Source organism: Microcoleus sp. S36b_A4 (genome assembly GCF_036700645.1).
In the GTDB taxonomy this organism is placed as follows: Bacteria; Cyanobacteriota; Cyanobacteriia; order Cyanobacteriales; family Microcoleaceae; genus Microcoleus.
Window position 1 is genome coordinate 15,444 of record NZ_JAUBPI010000071.1, and the last position, 18,001, is coordinate 33,444.

Annotated in this window: 8 protein-coding genes; 3 read left to right on the forward strand and 5 right to left on the reverse strand. The window is 46.7% G+C overall.

Going from position 1 to position 18,001, the window contains the following annotated elements; translation table 11 throughout:
* The first annotated feature begins 104 nt into the window (after positions 1-104).
* Both QUA03_RS20495 and QUA03_RS20500 read left to right on the forward strand, forming a co-directional pair.
* On the forward strand, positions 105-431 hold the full coding sequence (locus QUA03_RS20495) for a hypothetical protein (RefSeq protein ID WP_333214450.1): 327 nt from the start codon (positions 105-107) through the stop codon (positions 429-431).
* Positions 432-490: 59 nt separating this feature from the next.
* Complete coding sequence (locus QUA03_RS20500; RefSeq protein ID WP_333214452.1) at positions 491-1,030, forward strand: GIY-YIG nuclease family protein; 540 nt, start codon at positions 491-493, stop codon at positions 1,028-1,030.
* A 176-nt stretch (positions 1,031-1,206) separates the two neighbouring features.
* Here QUA03_RS20500 and QUA03_RS20505 read toward each other — a convergent pair whose 3' ends face one another.
* The 3 genes from QUA03_RS20505 to QUA03_RS20515 form a co-directional block, all read right to left on the reverse strand.
* The gene (locus QUA03_RS20505) at positions 1,207-2,547 is read right to left on the reverse strand and encodes a response regulator (RefSeq protein ID WP_333214454.1); all 1,341 of its coding nucleotides are present in this window, start codon (positions 2,545-2,547) and stop codon (positions 1,207-1,209) included.
* A gap of 105 nt (positions 2,548-2,652) precedes the next feature.
* Positions 2,653-6,780: an ATP-binding protein gene (locus tag QUA03_RS20510; RefSeq protein WP_333214456.1), complete on the reverse strand. Its 4,128-nt coding sequence runs from the start codon at positions 6,778-6,780 to the stop codon at positions 2,653-2,655.
* Positions 6,781-7,264: 484 nt separating this feature from the next.
* On the reverse strand, positions 7,265-12,775 hold the full coding sequence (locus tag QUA03_RS20515; protein WP_333214457.1) for a PAS domain S-box protein: 5,511 nt from the start codon (positions 12,773-12,775) through the stop codon (positions 7,265-7,267).
* A gap of 229 nt (positions 12,776-13,004) precedes the next feature.
* On the opposite strand from QUA03_RS20515, the gene QUA03_RS20520 reads away from it, so the two are divergent.
* Complete coding sequence (locus QUA03_RS20520; RefSeq protein WP_333214459.1) at positions 13,005-16,817, forward strand: sugar-binding domain-containing protein; 3,813 nt, start codon at positions 13,005-13,007, stop codon at positions 16,815-16,817.
* 260 nt (positions 16,818-17,077) lie between these two features.
* On the opposite strand, the gene QUA03_RS20525 is transcribed toward QUA03_RS20520, so the two are convergent.
* Together QUA03_RS20525 and QUA03_RS20530 are read right to left on the reverse strand one after the other, a co-directional pair.
* Positions 17,078-17,323 (reverse strand): HNH endonuclease, encoded by a 246-nt coding sequence (locus QUA03_RS20525; protein WP_333214461.1) that lies wholly within the window; start codon positions 17,321-17,323, stop codon positions 17,078-17,080.
* Entirely contained in the window at positions 17,320-17,775 is a 456-nt protein-coding gene (locus tag QUA03_RS20530) for a KGK domain-containing protein (protein ID WP_333214463.1), read from the reverse strand. The genes QUA03_RS20525 and QUA03_RS20530 overlap by 4 nt, the downstream gene beginning before the upstream one ends.
* Between the last annotated feature and the right edge of the window lie 226 nt (positions 17,776-18,001).

The window sequence follows — 18,001 nt, forward strand, 5'->3', positions numbered from 1 at the left end:
TCTGCGTTTAAAACGCTCAGTCTCAGGTAAAATTCAGGATTAAGTCGATCGCTCAACATTTAACCAATAACCATTCACCGCCGTCTGTCAGGAGTATACAGAAAATGGGTCTTAAGATTATTGAAAGCTACGATAGCAGTTTTGTCCTCGAACCCGGTGCTAAAACTGCACTGTTCGGTTTATTAACAGGTGAAACCTTTCTCCAACAAGTAGCGCTACAATTGCAATGCTCGCGCATTGAGTTTGCCGAGTTACTTTTTCAGCCAGTCCCTTACAGCAGCGAGACGCCGAAGGGAATGCCTGCGGAATTTGAAAAGTATCATGAATCGAGCGATTTTGCGATCGTCAACGTCCCCCCTAATTTCATGTTCCAAGCCAAAATATTTAAACCCAGCCGCCTCTGTGCAATTTATCGAGTTTTCAAGAGTTAAGTAAAGGCTGGTTAATCTGTGGTTTAATCTTAGATCTAAAATCTAAAATCTAAAATCGGATGACAGAAGACATTCAATCTCTTGCCAGCTTAGAATTCATTCCATACATAGACTCTGAGGGGAAATTGCCCGATTTTGTCCAGGGAAAAATCGGCGTTTACGCGATTTTTGACAGCGATAAAGTCCTGCAATTTGTCGGCTATTCTCGCGACATTTACCTCAGCCTCAAACAGCATTTGGTACGCCAGACCCAATATTGCTACTGGCTGAAAGTTCAAACTATTGACAAGCCCAGCCGTACAATTCTAGAAAGCATTAGAGAAAGTTGGATTGCCGAAAACGGTTCCCAACCCCAGGGTAACGGTGCCGATGCTGCCAAGTGGAACGATCCCATCGACACCAAAACTGTAATGACTGCCCAAGAAACGGCAAATTATGAAGGTATATTCGCCGATGAAATTGCCAAAGATAAATTGTTGAAAAATGTAGCGCGGCGGGTGGAAAATGAAATTTTCGCGCTGTTGAAAGATCGGGGCGTAACTGAAGAAATTCGGTTTAATCCTAAGCTAAAAACTAGCGGATTGCTGGATTTAAAGTAAATACAAACTCAGGACTCTAGTCCTTATTACGCACCTGTTTGTAGTAAGGAGTTTAGTGCTCTCTTTCAGGACTAAACTCCTTACTGCGAACTTAAAATATTTTAACATTTAATATCGTTTCCGGTTGCATCGGTATTGTTCAAATTTCCAAACAGTCAACAGTCAACAATCAACAGTCATTCCGGTGCAACCGGAATTGATTTAACAGATATCGGAATCTGCAAAATTAACTCGGTTCCTCGGCCCGGAGTAGAAGTACAACTGATTTGACCTCGATGTTTTTCCACTACAATATCGTGACTGATGGCCAACCCTAATCCAGTACCGCGGCCTACAGGCTTCGTAGTAAAAAATGGGTCAAATATCTGGTGGCGTACTTCCTCGCTCATCCCACAACCGTTATCGGCAATGTGAATAACAACGGATTTATAGTTTTGAGTGGCTAATATTGAATCTTGATTGTGCAGCGCAGCTTCTGAGTCAAAACCTATTGAAGTGCTGATGGTAATTTTTCGGGGAGACGATTGATTTTCCAGGGCATCAATAGCATTAGTTAGCAGGTTCATGAACACTTGATTTAACTCACTCGCATAACAGGTGACTCTTGGCAGTTGGCTGTAGTGTTTAATGACCTCTATATCACCAGCTTTGTTTGCTCCCTTCAGCCGATGTTGCAAAATAACTAAAGTATTGTCAATGCCTTCATGAATATCCACTGGCTTGTACTTTTGTTCGCCAAGGCGGGAGAAGTTCCTCAAAGACATCACAATTTCGCTAATTCGAGAAGCACCCTCTGTCATCGAATTCAGCAGTTTTGGATAATCCTCTGCGATGAATTCCGGTTGAATCTCGTCCAATTCGCCGATAATTTCTGCAACGGGGTGGGGGTAGTAATGTCGGTACAATTCGACGAGGCGAAGCAAATCTCGTGCATACTCCGCGGCTAGAGCAATATTGCCGTAGATAAAGCTGACGGGATTGTTGATTTCGTGAGCAATTCCTGCCGCTAGCTGACCTAAAGAAGCCATTTTTTCCTTCTGTATTAACTGAGCTTGAGTTTTCTTTAGTTCAGTTACGCTTTGTTCGAGTTGCTGGGCGTAGGATTGTGTTTGCAGGAATAACTGGCGCTGCACGAGTTGATTTGAGACGCGGGCGAGAACTTCTTGTTCGTGAAACGGTTTTGTGATATAATCTATACCACCAACTTCAAAGGCTTTGACTTTATCTAATACTTCATTCAAAGCACTGATAAAAATAACCGGAATGTCCTTGGTTGTGGGAGAAGCTTTCAATGCTTGGCAGACTTTGTAGCCGTCCATACCGGGCATCATGATGTCGAGCAAAATCAAGTCAGGAGGAGTTAACTCGATCGACCGCAGCGCTAGTTTGCCGTCGGGTGCGGTGCGTGTTTTGTACCCTTGCTGCGAGAGTATTTGAGCTAAAAGTTGCAAATTAGCCGGAATATCATCAACAATTAAAATATTCCCTTTTAAGACGGGAGTTGGTTCGTAATTCATATCTAGTTTGGTAAAATAACCTTTATAGGTTTGTAGTGAGTACGATCGCCCGATCGCGTTTTATGAGGACGATGGTACTCATTACAAACCTATCTCATATCCTGATTATTTTGGTTCGGGATGGATGAGAGCTAGTATTTGATTGAACTGAAACTCGTTAGCCAAGGCGGCTAAAGCGCTAGCTAAAGCGTCATTACGATCGCGAATTTGCTCAATGTGGATCAGAATTAACTCTAAATCGCACTCAATTGTGGCTTTCTCTAAAGCTGCCAGCCAATCTGCGGGTAAAGCTGCCAGACTCTCTGGAGTCGGAGCCTCAATTTGAGTTAACTCGGGAACACTCTCCGGTTCACCGTAAATGTAACGCACTCCCAGATGTTTGTGCAGGGTGGCAAAAATTTCTGTATCTCGAAAGGGTTTGTGGATAAAGTCATCGCAATCATCTGATACAGTAACGGTTGGCGCTTCCTCGCCGTTACTGGCACTCACGGCAATAATTGCCGTAGCTTGACCTTTAACGGTGGCTTTAATGCGTTTGGTCGCTTCATGTCCATCCATCACGGGCATCCACATATCCATAAAAATTAAGTGTGGCTCAAAACTCGACCACATTTCAATAGCTTCCATGCCGTTGCTGGCTTCTTCGAGTTCAAAGTCAAAGACAGCGAGGAGTTTAATCAGCAATTGGCGGTTGTCTAATTGATCGTCCACAATCAAAATACGATAGCGTGGCTGGTTGCGTTCCAGGGCTATCACCCGACGCGGTGGCTGTACGGGTTGAGTCGCCGGGGCATCAACGGCGCTGATGGGAATATCAAACGCGAAGGTGGTGCCGCGTCCTACTTCACTGCGTACAGTAATCAGGCCGCCCATCAGCTTGATAAACTGTTGGCTGATAGCGAGTCCCAAGCCTGTTCCTTGCTGAGATTTGGTTCCTGTTTTGGTTTGCACAAAGGCTTGAAAAAGCTGATCTAACTCATCAGCAGCTATGCCGGAACCCGTGTCTTCTATTTCAAAATGTAATTGGTAATTACTGATTGGTAGTTGCTGATTTTCACGGTCTATAAATGCACTTACTCTTAACCTAATTACTCCGTATTTTGTAAATTTAATGGCATTAGAAAGCAGATTAATTAAAACTTGACGTAACTTCATTTGATCTGTTTGCACGTATTCGGGAGTTTCGCTAGAGCAGTCAAATATTAACTGCAATTGTTGCTCCCTTGCCTGGAGTTGAAACATCTCTTCCAAATCGTTCAGCAGGCTGCTTAATTTAAAATCAGTTGGGTTGATTGTAATGCGTCCCGCCTCTATTTTTGCTAAATCTAATATTTGATTGATCAGAGCTAGCAAGTGCTCTCCGCTGCGGTTGATGATGCGGATATTTTCCTGTTGTTCGCGAGTCAGGTTGGTAGAGCGCTGCATCAATTGGGAGAATCCCAGAATTGCGTTTAGCGGGGTGCGGAGTTCGTGGCTCATATTTGCCAGGAAAGTGCTTTTGGCAAGGTTGGCAGCTTCTGCGGCCCAGGCAGCTTGTTGAAGCTGTACTGCTTGCTGTTGAGTGGCTTCTAGCAATTGAGCTTGTTGTAAGGCGACTCCCAATTGAGTGCTAATTTGCAGCCCAATATTGATTTCTGCTTCGCGCCAAGTGCGGGGTACAGAATTTTGATAGCTGGCGAGCAAACCCCAAAGTTGACTGCCACAAAATATGGGGAAAATAACGTAGGCTCTAGCTTGAAATTGTTTTAAAAGTTCTAGGTAACAAGGACTCAACCCAGCGCTGTATATGTCTTCAATGATGCGGTAAGGGACGCCTCTAGCATACATACCACCTTGATTTCTTTGTAGATAGGTATCCAGCACTGGTTCACCGGAGGCTTGCATAGTTTTCACGGTACAGCGAGAGTCTTCGACGAGAGTGTTTGGCACATTACCATCGTCAGGTTGCATCAGAGATATCCAGCCGGCAGCCATTGATTCGGCAACAAATTGCCCACTCCAATCAGGATTAAAGCGATAGATACCGACACGATCGCATTTTAGGGTTTGTCGCAGTTCAGATGTTGTGGTTTTGAATATTGTGTCAATATCTAAGGATTGACGGATGCGATCGATGCTGCGGGCGATGGCTTGTTCTCCCTGGGCGCTTTCTCGCAAAGCTGACTCGGCTTGTTTGCGATCGCTAATATCTAAGACAGTGCCGAACAAACGGATCAACTGCCCTTTTTCATCATAAACAGGTTTCCCTCGGACTTCAATATAACTGAGCGAGCCATCTCTTCGGATCAGCCGCAGATCAATTTCAAAGCTTTGTCCCTTCATCGCTTGATCGCGCACCATTGTCAGATAGCGCGATCGATCTTCGGGATGAAAACGCTCGATTAATTGTTCGGTTGGCAGCGGTTTTTGAGTAGGATCGATCTCATAAATGCGATAGAGTTCTTGACTCCAAGTGGTTGTTGCTGTGGCGATATCGTGTTCCCAACTGCCAATACGGGCAATTTTTTGGGCTTCCAGCAGTCGGGATTCGGCTAACTGGCGATCGCTAATGTCGCGCGCTACCCAAACCGCAGAGCTATCCGACAGCGGCGAAATTTTAGCAGCAAACCAAACTTCTTGGTTATTAATAGGCAGACTGTAATCAAAACTAATAGTTTGTTGGGTTTCCAATGCTTGTCGAACTTGAGCAAAATAAATCTCCTCCCTTGGCTCATGAAAAAATTGTTCGATGATGGAGTCGATCTGATTCGTCTGATAGTTGTATTGAAAAATTCCCTTGGTGGGTATAATTTGGATAGTTTCTTCTTGAACATCAAAAATCAATACAATATCTGTAATCGACTCAAATATTTTCACAACTTGCTCAGTAGAAGTGGAAAGTTTTTGTTCGAGCAATTTGCGCTCGGCAATTTCATATTGTAATAGTTCGTTGGCACGAGCTAAGGCGCAGGTACGTTCGACCACTTCGGTTTCTAAAGTGCGACTATAGTCAGTTAAGATTTTTTCAGCTTGTTTGCGCTGTGCGATGTTATAAAAAGCATTGATGGCATAAATAATGTTTCCGCCTTCGTCAAAAATTGGTGTGGCGCGCACCTCAAAAGGAATAAATTTCCCATCTCGATGAAGTTCTACATCTTCAAGGAATACTGTTTCGCCACGCAGTGCTCGGAATGCGGGCAGCTCTTCAGTGGGATAAAGCTGGTTTTGGCGGTAGATTTGATAAACTTCTACTGCTTCTTCTAAAGTCGAATCGGGGATAGTTTCTACGCCGAGCCAATGCTTGGCAGTTTGGTTAAAGTACACGACTTTACCGGAGGCATCGTGGATAGATACTCCCCCAGGTATGGCTTCGATAAATTGCTGGAGTTGGCTCTGTCTGTGCGTTAAAGCTTCATTTAAAGATTTTTGGTCTGCAAAAGCCTGTTGCAGTTGCGCTGCCATAAAATTGAAGGAATTGGCGAGATCTCCGACTTCATCCCAGCGTTTAATTTCTAAAGGTTGATCCCATTTTCCTGTGGCAACATTTTTGGCGGCGGTATTCAAACGCATAATTGGCTTTGTTACCCAACGGGAAGTCAAAAATCCGATCGCGATTGCCAGCGGCAGTGTACCGATCAATAACCACAATGTATGGCGCGTATTTGCTTGAATTGGAGCCATGAAATCAGACTCTGGCACCACCACCACAATCAACCAATCCAAGCCACGGAAATCTCGATAGGGAGTGACACGGACAAACTGCCTATCGCCCTTGTTCGCCAAGGTAAATCGCTGGGTTGTTTGCAGTGCGCGGAAGTTGCCAAATCGGTTGGCAAGTTGTCGAGCAATATCTCGCGTGCGGGCATCCTTGCTGTTGGTGGCTAGCAATGGCGTCGATTGCTTTGTTGTTGGCGTCACCAAGGGTGTTTCTAGTGTGGATGTGGCAATCAGATTGCCCGATCGATCCATAATAAAAGTTTGTCCTGAAGCCGAGAATTGCAGCCTAGGCAGAAAGGTATTGATTGCCGAGAGTCCATTATTATCAGTGAGGCGATCGCTAATTCGCTCTCCTACTTGTTCGATTAGCTGATGCGCTACATCCTCAACTGATTCCTGACTACTTTTGAAAGAAAGATAGCCCACTAGCCCAACAACACTTACCGTTTGCAAAACTAACGGAACAATCAGAACCGTTCGTAGCGGAAGCTTGCTGAAAAATTTGGCGGTTAGGCGGTTGAGCGGATAAATGGGCATGGGTGTGAACCAATTGCGCTGATAATCGTATTTTAACTGCTGGAGCGTGCCTTTCCCTCCAATTGGTGCGCCCTAAAAAATGTAAAATTTTCCGCCCGTTTCAATATAGGCAACTACCAGCGAAGATTGGACGCGAATGTCCAAATTTGCTTCTGTCATTTCTGTTTCTAGCTGTTTGGCATTTAATTCATTTTTACTTACAAAAACAGTGATAACTTTTCTAATTTATTTGGGTGTATCGGCAATCATGTCGTTAATGAAAAGCCAGCGGGGGCGGGTTTATGATATTGTAGATTATGGGCAATTATTATTAGTGAACCCGCCCCTATAGCGGTTCTCAAAAAAGTGAGGTATGCCCTATGCCCTATGCCCTATGCCCATCAGTACCTCATCTTTCTGAGAAAGGCTATACAAGATTTAACATCATACCAATCCGAATCAAACGGAAATGATATTATTTGTGGGTTCAGCGAACCAGATCGCCCTAATGCCCATTTATTAACTTGGCTAAAAGGGTGGCGAAGAGAACGGGTTCGATCGGCTTTGTTAAGTGTTCGTTGTAACCAGTGGCGATCGCCCGATCGCGCTCTTCTTCGCTAGCATAAGCTGTCAGCGCCACGGCCGGCAAGCACTTGATTTTGTCGGATTCGGACGATCGCACTTTGCGGATCAGCGAGTAGCCGTCCTCAACGGGCATACCGATATCGCTGACTAAAATATCCGGCGGCGACTCCTGCAAAATGTCGATCGCCTCCGCAGCCGTTGCCACCGCAGTCGCAGTCGCCCCGCACTGTTGGAGGGCAACCATCAAAAACTCGCGGTTGTCGGGTTCGTCGTCAACTACCAACACCTTTAAACCAGCCAAAATACCCGGCGGAGGCCTTGAATTGGATTTAGTTTCTCCTCTCAACTGCGGCTGCTTACTCCGACGCTGTTTGAGAGGTAGTGTCACCGTAAATGTCGCGCCCTGGTCTTTACCGGGACTTTCCGCAGTCACAGTACCCCCGTGGAGTTGCACCAAGTGCTCGACGATGGCCAATCCTAGTCCCAAACCGCTCTCAGCCTTAGTTTTCGAGGCGTCTGCTTGTCGGAAGCGATCGAACACGTAGGGCAGAAACTCAGCAGAAATGCCCTTTCCGGTATCGCTGACAGTAATTTGCACGTAATTGGGTGATGAGGAACCGCTAACAGCCACCGCAGACAAGCGCAGTTGCACATTTCCCCCCGAAGGCGTAAACTTTACGGCGTTACTGAGCAAATTCCACACTACCTGCTGCAACCTCGGGGCGTCGCCCCACATCAAGCTGACTGCATGGTCAAGTTCTAAGGAAACGGTGACAGACTTGGCTTCGGCTGCCAAACGAACTGAATTATGAGCAGCCTCGATCGTCTTTACCATGTAGAACCAGCCGGGTTTCAGGATCAGCTTGCCTTGAATAATTCGGGAAACATCGAGCAAATCTTCCACTAGCTGCATCTGCACCTTCGACTGACGCTCAATGGCTTCCAAACCCGAAGCTAATTTATCTTGGTTGTAGGGATGGGCGCGCAGGATCTGTGCCCACCCCTGAATCACATTTATAGGCGTTCGCAATTCGTGGGAAAGAGAGTCTAGAAACTCGTCTTTCCGGCGGCTGATCGCTTCTGCTTCCGCCCGCGCGGCTTGTTCGCGATCGAGCAACTGAGCGCGTTGGGCCTCGATTTGCTTGCGATCGCTGATGTCGGCGATGATCGACATACAGTTGATGTTGCCCTTGCTGTCGCCGACTGGAGTTGCCCACAAGCTGATGTCGATCAAGCTGCCGTCTTTCCTTTGGCGATGGGTTTCCATGCCGGCGATCGCGTTTCCTTGGCGAATTTTTTTCAAATTAGCAGTGAATTCCTCCCGCTTGTCTACGGGAACGCTGGGCACAAATTGACCTACCGCTTCTGATTCATGCCAGCCAAAAATCCTCTCGGCGGCTGGGTTCCACATTTTCACAGTGCCGTCGTCGCAGTCCAAAACGGTAATTGCTAGGGGACAAGCCTGAATCAAGGCTTCTAAAGTTTGATGGATGTGCGATCGCGCAGCTTCTGCTTCTTTGCGATCGCTGATATCAACGTTCACCCCGATCATCCGCCAAGGCAAACCCCGATCGTCCTGAAACACCTTAGCCCTGCAAGCAATCCAGCCGACGCTTTTGTCCGGGCGGCAAATGCGGAACTCTATGTTTAATTCCTCCCCGGAAGCCACCGCAACTTTTACCTGCTTTTCGGTAACAGCGCGATCGTCTGGATGCACCATTTGGACCCAACTTTGATAGCTGTCTAAACTGCCGGCAGGCAGCCCGTACAAAGCCTCTAACTCCGGCGTACAGGCGACCTCGCAGGTTTGGATGTTCAATTCAAAAGTTCCAATTTTGCCTGCTTGCTGAGCGATTTGCAGCCGTTCTTGATTGTGTTTGAGTTCTGCTTCGACGCGCGAGATCTCGGTCAAGTCGATGTAGAATGCGACGATCGTCTCTGGTTCGCGATCGTCCGCGTTCAGAGTCGTCCCGCCCATCAGAATCGGCACGCGGCTGCCATCTTTGCGGATGTACTCTTTCTTGAAAGGAGTTGCGACTCCGTGATCCCGCAGTTCCCCGGCCGCCAAGGCGTCGAGGTGCAGGTATTCGGGGGGGGTCATCCTGTCCCACCGCATTTTACCGGAGAGCATCTCTGAGCGGGTGTAGCCGACCATATTGAGCAGGGATTGGTTGGCGTAGGCGATGCGGCCGCTAAAATCGCCGATCGCAACTCCGAAAATATTTGACTCGAACAGCCGCCGGAATATGGCTTCGCTTTGCTGCATTACCCGTTTTGCTTGTTTGCGATCAGTGATTTCGGCTACCACAGTGCTGACTCCCAGCAGTGTTCCTGATTCATCGCTCACGGGGTAAAAGCTGATTTGCCAATCGCGCAAAACTCCCGGCTGTTGCTTGGTTTCGGCCTTAACTTCCAAGTCGATCACGGGGGTTTGCGTCGCCAGGACTTGGCGATAAATCGGCTCTACCATATCGGCCATTTCGGGAATTACTTCTCTCACGGTATGCCCGATGTAGTCTGCCATCGATTTGCCGTCGATCGCAGCGAGGCATTCGTTGATGCGGATGTAGCGCAAATTGGTATCGACAAAGCACAGCCCGACTGGTGTGGTTTTGTAAACTAAGTCGAGTTCTGCTAGTTGGCGGCGAATGCGTATTTCGTTTTCTCGAAGTTGGTTTTGAGCTTGTTTGCGATCGGTGATATCGAGTACGAAGAATGCTCCTTTTTCTGTGCATCCTTGGAAGTTTCCGCCGCCGACTAAAACGGGGAAGCGCGTGCCGTCTTTGCGGAGATATTCTTTTTCAAAAGGCGCGCAACTTCCTGATGCTTCGACTTGCGCGAGAGCGATGCGATCGAGTTCTAGATATTCCGGCGCCGTGAGTTCGAGCCAGCGGATCTGTCCCGAAAACAAGTCTTCCCTCGTATATCCGATCATTTCCAGCAAGGCGTCGTTAGCGTCAGTAACTTCGCCGTTGGCATCCCAGAAACCGATGCCGATCATGTTAGATTCTACCACGCTGCGGAAGCGCATTTCGCTTTCCCGCAAAGCTAATTCTGTTTGTTTTTCTGCGGTAATATCTGTGATAATTAGGCCGGCTCCGATTATTTCTTCTCTTTCATTTTTCACTGGGTAGTAGTTGGCTAGCCAGTAACCAAAATATCCCGGTTTCCCATGAGGTTCGCCACTCATTTCTAAGTTTAAAACAGGCTGGCCGGTTTCTAAAACTTGCTGAATTATCGGCGCAAATTTGGCTGCATGTTCGGGCAACAATTGGCGGAAGTCTTGGCCGAGATGCTGTTCTATCGGCAAACCGTTGAGTTCTGCTAATACTTGATTGATACGGATGAAGCGCATTTCGCGATCCATAAAGCAAATCGCTAGGGGAGATGCTTCTAACAGCGCGTCAATTACGGCAAAGGATTGCGATGTTTGAGATAGTGCTTGTTGCGCTTCAGTGTAAAGTCTGGCGTTGTCGAGGGCGATCGCCACGCGGTATGCTAGGTCTTCTAGCATTGCCATGTCTTCTGCACTGTAGCGACGGCCCAACTTCTGCGTAAAGCAAGTGATGGAACCCATTACCCGCCCGCGAGCCCTCAGCGGTACGCAAGCGTGAGATCCGATATTGAGCGATTGTAATATTTCCAATTCTGCTGCATTTTCGGCTCCTGCTGCTAAAATCTCCTCATCCACTTCGGCAATTAGTTCGGATTTTCCGCTGCTGATTACCAGCGGATAGCCGTTAACAGCATTTTCGGCGCTCAAACTTCGGATGCTGAAGTTATTAATAGTCTCAACCATAGAGAGTTCTGCGTGAGCCACAGCGACTAGACGCACATTTGATTCGCTTTCGGTCAAATGAATGCAGCACCCATCAGCGATCGAATTTATGGCTAATTCTGCTACCTTTTGCAGCACCGTTTCCCCGTCAAACGCATCAGCCAGCATTTTGCTGACTTCTGCTAAAAATGCCGAGCGCTGCTGTTCTATTTCCGCTTTTTCCCTTGCTGTTTGCTCGATTGTTAACTGCAATCTTTGAGTTTCCGCAAGTTTTATTTCTGTGATATCGCGGGCGACAATTAAGGCTGATTCTGCTACGCCATTTTTGTCAAATTCGGGAACTACGCGGGATTGATAATTCCGGAGGCCGTTGATTGAGAAAGCTTGAAACTCGACAATTTCTTCTCGACCTGTTTCTAACACTTTGTGCAGGGTTTCATCCCACATTTGGCACAGTTCCGGCGGCATTCCTATTTCTTGACTGGTTTTACCCAAAAAGAATGAAATTGGTTTTCCTTGGCTTCTTTCAACTGCGTTATTGACGTAAATATAACGCAAATCTTTGTCAGTGCGGATAATTACATCTGGCGTATTTTCTAGCAGCGTTCTGAGTTGCTGTTCGCTGCTTGCCAAAGCTGCTTGCGCTTGTTGTCTTTCGGTGACATCTCTCACCGTACCCACGTATCCGATGAGTTCGCCGGAGTCGGAGAACATCGGCGAGGAACAAACGTTAATCCAGCGCACAATCCCCTGTGGTGTTTGCACGCGATACTCGATCGCATAATCCCCACCTTTCCGAGTATAATTCAGCCATCGGGCCAATACGCGATCGCTGTCTTCCGGGTGAATGCAAGTCTCCCAACCGTCTCCTAAAAGTTCTGTCAAACTTAAGCCGCAAATAGCCTGACAGCGAGGGTTTGCATAGGTGTAGCGCCCCTCAAAATCTGCCATAAAAATGCCGACAGGCGAACAGGAACTTAAACAGCGAAATCGTTCTTCTTGAGCTTGCAGTGCTTCTTTAGCTACTGTTAGTTCTGCTGTGCGTTCTTTAACACGACTTTCTAGCTTAGTGTAGGATAAAGCCAGGGCTCTTTCTGCTTCTTTGCGGTCAGTAATATCGATCCCCGTTCCTATCACATATTCTACCAAACCCTCGCCATCTGTCGTCACAGTATTTGACCAAGAAATTAAGCGCTTCTTACCGTTTTTACTACGCCAATAGTTTTGATATTCGCTATGAAAATGTTCGGCTTTGAGGTTGGCAAAAACGGTTTTAACCGGCTCTATTTCTTCGGGGATTAAAAACAAATCCCAAACATATTTATTGATTACTTCTGCTGTCGAGTAGCCTGTACTTTTTTCGCAAGCTTGGTTAAACCGGACAATCCGGCCTTGGCTGTCGAGAACTACAATCAAGCAAGCCGTCGTCTCAATGACTTTGGAAATAATCTGACGTTCTATTTCTTGTTCTTGTTCTACGGACTTTAAGCCAGCATACCAAGCGCTAACCATTGCAGTGGCAAAAAGTAAGATTACAGGAGCTGTCTGGGATGAAAACAGTAACAGAGTTGTCAGCAGTAAAGCGGTGCCGGCACTCAATGTAGCAATTTTGTAAGATGTAATGGGTGAGGTCAAGACCTGAAACCGACTCATTTTTATTGACCTGTAGCGATGGCGCGATCGCACTATTGCTGATGTCGATGAAACAACCTTGTTAAAACTTAGTTAAAACTAAGTATTTATTTTTTCTATACAAAACCACATTTGTCGGCTCTGTGCCATCTTCCCAGAGACAGATTGGCTGCGGGGTTGCTGCTGAAGCAACTGCTATCATAGATCAAGAGACAAATTAGATTATCTAATTTCTGGGAGCAATAAGCGAGTGAATTACAAGCTGGCCAAAATTATCGGATTATTTTTCGCAGCCGCCACCCTCTTTGGATTCGTCGGTTACGCGCTTCAAAATCCCATCTTAGGCAGCAGCTCAGCGATATCGATCGGCTTCCCAAATCTTACCATCGCGGCCGTCGGGGCGATCGACAATCAACGCTCTCAAATCTATCTTAACGGAACTTGGCAATTTGTCCCCGCACTTGGCAACCTCCAAACCCCCCCCGTCTCCTCAAATTGGGGCTCCGTCTCGGTGCCGGGAGACTGGCAAAAAGAAAACAACGAATCCGTACCCGGAATCATCACTCGCGGCCGCGGCAAAGATTGGGAAAACTTCAACAGCAAACAACTTTCAAAAGCTTGGTATCAGAGAAATATAGACATTCCCGGTGACTGGACAAACCGCAGAATTTTTCTCGACTTAGCCAGAGTCAGCACCGATACAGTCATCTTTGTCAACGGCATTAACTGCGGTCAAATCCCCTGGCCCTACGGCACTATTGAAATTACCAAAGCAGCCAAACCAGGTCAAAACACCCTATCTATTTTAGTAGTGGCAGTATCCGATGAAAAGGAAAAAGCCGTCATCATGGGCCCCACAGAAATCTACACAGAAAAATCCAAGTTGCAATCGCGGGGAATTATCGGCGAGGTACGACTGCTGAGCCTTCCCCCCGGCCCGCTGATTAGCGACGTATTCGTCCAAACTTCCACCCGAAAAAAGCAAGTTAAATTAGATGTAGAACTCAAAGACGTTGCCCAAAGCGGTCAAGTTAAATTAATCGCGGAAATGCTCGACGAAAAAGGCAAAGTACAACAAAAATTCACCGCAACTGCCAAGGTTCAAGCTAAACCAATTCAGACAGTCCAAGTTCAGTGGAATTGGCCAAATCCCCGTCTTTGGGATGTCGGGCAACCAAACCTTTACACCCTGCAATTAGAAGTAAAAGGCAGCGGCATAGACACGCAATACCACCAACCTTTTGGCTTCCGGGAATTTTGGATAGAAGGGCGCAAATTTTTCTTAAACGGAACCGAATTGCGGCTGCGACCAATCTTGCACTCGGATACTTGGCAAGGCGGGACATTAGAAGTTGCTGATAGCCTAATTGACAGCTACGTCAAAGCCGGTTTTAACATAACAGAAATGTGGCCTTGGAATCACGACGAACGGGGTAGATGGCACTTCCGAGAGTTATTTTCCGAAAGAGCAGACCTCAAAGGTTTTCCCATTATGGCTCCCGCTTTAGACATTAGTCCTATCGCTTGGAACGGCAAATGGAAGAACCCCCTGTGGAAAAACCGCTGGAAAGACCGAATGGTGACAGAAATGCGCCGCTACCGCAATCATCCATCAATATTAATGTGGGCGACAAGTCCTAATTTTTTCGGCAACGCTGACGACCTAAATCCCCGTCGCATCGGCAAAAGCAAAGTAGAAGGAACTCTCAGTCCCTCGGACAACCAGCGTTTGCGGGTCAACACTCCGCTAGGAAATGACGCTATAGCTGCGATAAAATCGGCTGACCCAACCAGACCTGTGATGGTACACCAAGGCGCCAACTTCGGTGATGTTTATGCGCTGAATTCTTATTTAAATCTGATTCCCTTGCAAGAACGAGAAGAGTGGATTTCTGAGTGGAGCAAAACCGGGGAAATACCCTACATGGCAGTCGAGTTTGGGACTCCTCTGCACGCAACGATGATGCGGGCCCGCAAAGGTTTTGGTCTGGCAATTCTCAGCGAACCTTGGATGACGGAGTTTGCGGCAATTTATTTTGGTAAGCAGGCTTACGAGTTGGAAACTGCCGCTTATAAATCTAAAATTCGCGAGCAATTTGTCAAGGGTCAGGAGTATCAAAGCTGGCATTTTAAAAAAGAGTTAGATTTTGCACCCGCTTTTCAAAAGTTGCAGCAGTTATTCAGTACAAATACTTGGCGGAGTTGGCGGACTTTTGGAATGTCTGGGGGGATGATTCCTTGGAATGACGGACATGGTTGGGAAGTGTCCGAAGCAGGCCGAAAAAAGGTACATATTCGGGCATTTCAACCGGGTGGCAGGGGAGTTTATTTGAAGCAAGTGTCGAATAATCTTTTGAATTATTTGCAGCCCGAAGCTTACACTGTTCATCCTGGGGGCGAGGCAATTATGAAGAATAATAGCTCGACTTTGGCTTGGATTGCTGGTGCTAGCCCGGTTTTTACTGCGAAAGATCACAATTTGTTTGTGGGCGGGAAACTGGCAAAGCAAGTAGTGTTAATTAACGATACGCGGGCGGCGCAAGAATTTTCGTTTAATTGGCTGGTTTTGGTGGGGGGTAAAGAAGTTAAAAAAGGATCTGGAAAAGGGAAAATTGCTCCGGCAGGAACGCTGTTTTTTCCAATAGACGTAAATTTGCCAAATACCATTTCTAGCAAGGCTGACGGCGAAATTCGCTTGACGGCACGGGTGGGCGATCGATCGCATTCTGATACATTTGCTTTCCGAGTTTTTCCCAAACAATCCAAAAGTAAGGATACGCTGACAATTTTCGATCCAGTCGGCAAAACATCGGCCATGTTAAAACAGTTAGGTTATCAGCTTGTACCGTGGAATGGTTCGCAAGTTTCATCGCTATTAGTTATCGGTAGGGAAGCATTTTCTAGCGGGGAAAAATTGCCAGGAAATGTAGAAAATTTTGTGCAAAGCGGCGGCAAAGCAATTGTGTTTCCTCAACGGAGGGAATGGCTGGAAAATACGGGTTTCCGAGTTGCTGCCCACGTCAGCCGCCGCGCTTTTCCAGTTGACAGCAACCATCCCGCAATTAGCGGTTTAGACAGTGAAGATTTGCGGGATTGGGCAGGGGAAAGCACGCTGCTTGAAGCTTATCCAGATACGATCCAAACTGGCCCTAATTTGAGTCCGGCAAATAAACCTTGGTACGGCTGGCGTTGGGGAAATCGCGGCGGTGTCAGTAGCGCTTCTATTGAGAAACCGCACCGCAGCGGTTGGCGCCCCATTTTGGAATCTGAGTTTGATTTAGCTTATTCGCCGCTGATGGAATTGGATTACGGAAAAGGGCGGCTGATTTTAAACGAGTTGGATTTGGAAGACCATTATTCTGTAGATGCTGGGGCGGCGCAGTTAGTGCAACAAATTGTGAGTTACGGGATGAATTCTCCGGTACTTGGAAAGCCGGATAAAGTGGTTTTAATTGGGGGAGATGAAGATGCCCAAAAGTTGGACAGTTTGGGGGTAATTTATCAGCGCGCTAGTTCGCTTTCTAATGATGTTGGTTTGGTCATTGTGGGGAGAGAAGCGAATCTGAAAGATGCAGATTTGCGCGGTTATTTGAATGCTGGCGGGAAGGCGTTTTTCTTGCCGCGTCAAGTGCCTGCTGCGGGTTTGGGCGTGGGTTTGCAGCAAGCGCAGGATTTCGGGGGTTCGCTGGCGGTTCCGAGTTGGGATGAGGTGAAGGGGGTTAGTGCCTCAGATTTGCGATCGCGCTCTTTTTATGATACTTGGTTGATTAAGTCTGGGGGAGAAGTCGGCGCTGACGGTTTGTTAAGTCGGGTAAAAGTTGGCAAGGGTGTGGCGATTTTTTCTCAGATTGAACCCGACAGTTTGAATGCTGATACTAAGACTTATTTGCGTTTTACTCGCTGGCGGCAAACCAGGGCAAATTCTCAGATTTTGGCTAATTTAGGGGCGAGTTTTAAGGCGGATGGATCTGTGTTTAACGGTTCGAGTCGGGAGTTTTATCACTGGGATTACAGAACGGATTTTGAGAAGGGAGACGATCCTTATAGGTATTATCGATGGTAGGAAGTTCGGCAGCGGATTTTGTAGCGGATGTAACGGATGTAACTGAGATGTTGCACCATTCTTAATTACTTGCTTAGGAACAGGCTTTTCGGCCTGTTCCACAAGAGATAAATTTTCTTGTGGAACAGGCATCTTGCCTGTTCTTGACAATGGTGCAATTTGTCAGCATTGCAGTTATCCAAGCTAGGGATTAAAAGTGCGATCGAACAGAGGTTAGCAATTTCAAGCTTAAATTGCTGATTTTATTATACTGTTAAATATCAAAGGTCAAAGTGACGGCGGAAGCGCGGGTCTAGTTTGTCGGTTTTCTTTTGGTTGCAGGTGCCGCAGAGGGTTTGCAAGTTGCTGATGTCGTTGGTGCCACCGCGCGCTAGGGGGATGATATGATCGATCGTCAGTTGGGTTTCTAGTTTGGTTTGGCCGCAGCTTTGGCATTGGTATTTATTGCGATCGAATACATATTTTCTGACTTCGGGTGGAATGGGAATTCTGGGGGTTTTGCTCATGAATTGTTCGGTTGATTTTCTTGATTGAGGAGTTGGCGGCGCAAATCGTCAAGTGGTGATTCTGGCGGGCTGATTTCTAATTCATTGCTTTCTGGTGTTTCTTCAACTTCTGGTTCGTCGGGGCAAAATTCTATAGTGACTCTGATTCTAACTTTACCTTTTTGCCAACCTTTAGCCCCTATTTTTAAGGCTTCACAGTCTATCCCGTCACGAAACCATTGTTGTTGCCCGCTAGTTCTACTCTGCGGATTATATTTATGGGTATTTATTTGTAATCCTGGAGTCTTACATAACTCCTGAAGTGCAGATTCTAGCTGATTACTAACCGCTGAGCTCATTACTTCCCTCAGCCTACCTACTTTAAATATCTTAGATTCAAAGGAAAAAACATCATCATTTCCGTAATTTTTGAGAAAAATATGTTCTTGCATATTGATTGTTGATTTTTTCAAAATACTCTATTAATGATTATAGAGTATTGTCCCATTTCTGTGAATAACCGGGCGAATAGAATTCGCGTCTACACAAACAATGTCCGCCTGCGCGGACTGAGAATGTTTTCAACCCGCGAAGGCGGGTTTTGTCTGTGTAGCCGCGATTTCCAAGAGACTGTTGGCGAATTAAAAAAGGGTGAAACCAAACATCCCATAATCATGGAAAAAAAACTACAATGAGGCA

Excerpts from the sequence above, each read along its gene's own strand:
- QUA03_RS20495 (WP_333214450.1), top strand. The coding sequence starts at position 105 with ATGGGTCTTAAGATTATTGAAAGCTACGATAGCAGTTTTGTCCTCGAA.
- QUA03_RS20500 (WP_333214452.1), top strand. The coding sequence starts at position 491 with ATGACAGAAGACATTCAATCTCTTGCCAGCTTAGAATTCATTCCATAC.
- QUA03_RS20505 (WP_333214454.1), bottom strand. The coding sequence starts at position 2,547 with ATGAATTACGAACCAACTCCCGTCTTAAAAGGGAATATTTTAATTGTT.
- QUA03_RS20510 (WP_333214456.1), bottom strand. The coding sequence starts at position 6,780 with ATGCCCATTTATCCGCTCAACCGCCTAACCGCCAAATTTTTCAGCAAG.
- QUA03_RS20515 (WP_333214457.1), bottom strand. The coding sequence starts at position 12,775 with ATGAGTCGGTTTCAGGTCTTGACCTCACCCATTACATCTTACAAAATT.
- QUA03_RS20525 (WP_333214461.1), bottom strand. The coding sequence starts at position 17,323 with ATGAGCAAAACCCCCAGAATTCCCATTCCACCCGAAGTCAGAAAATAT.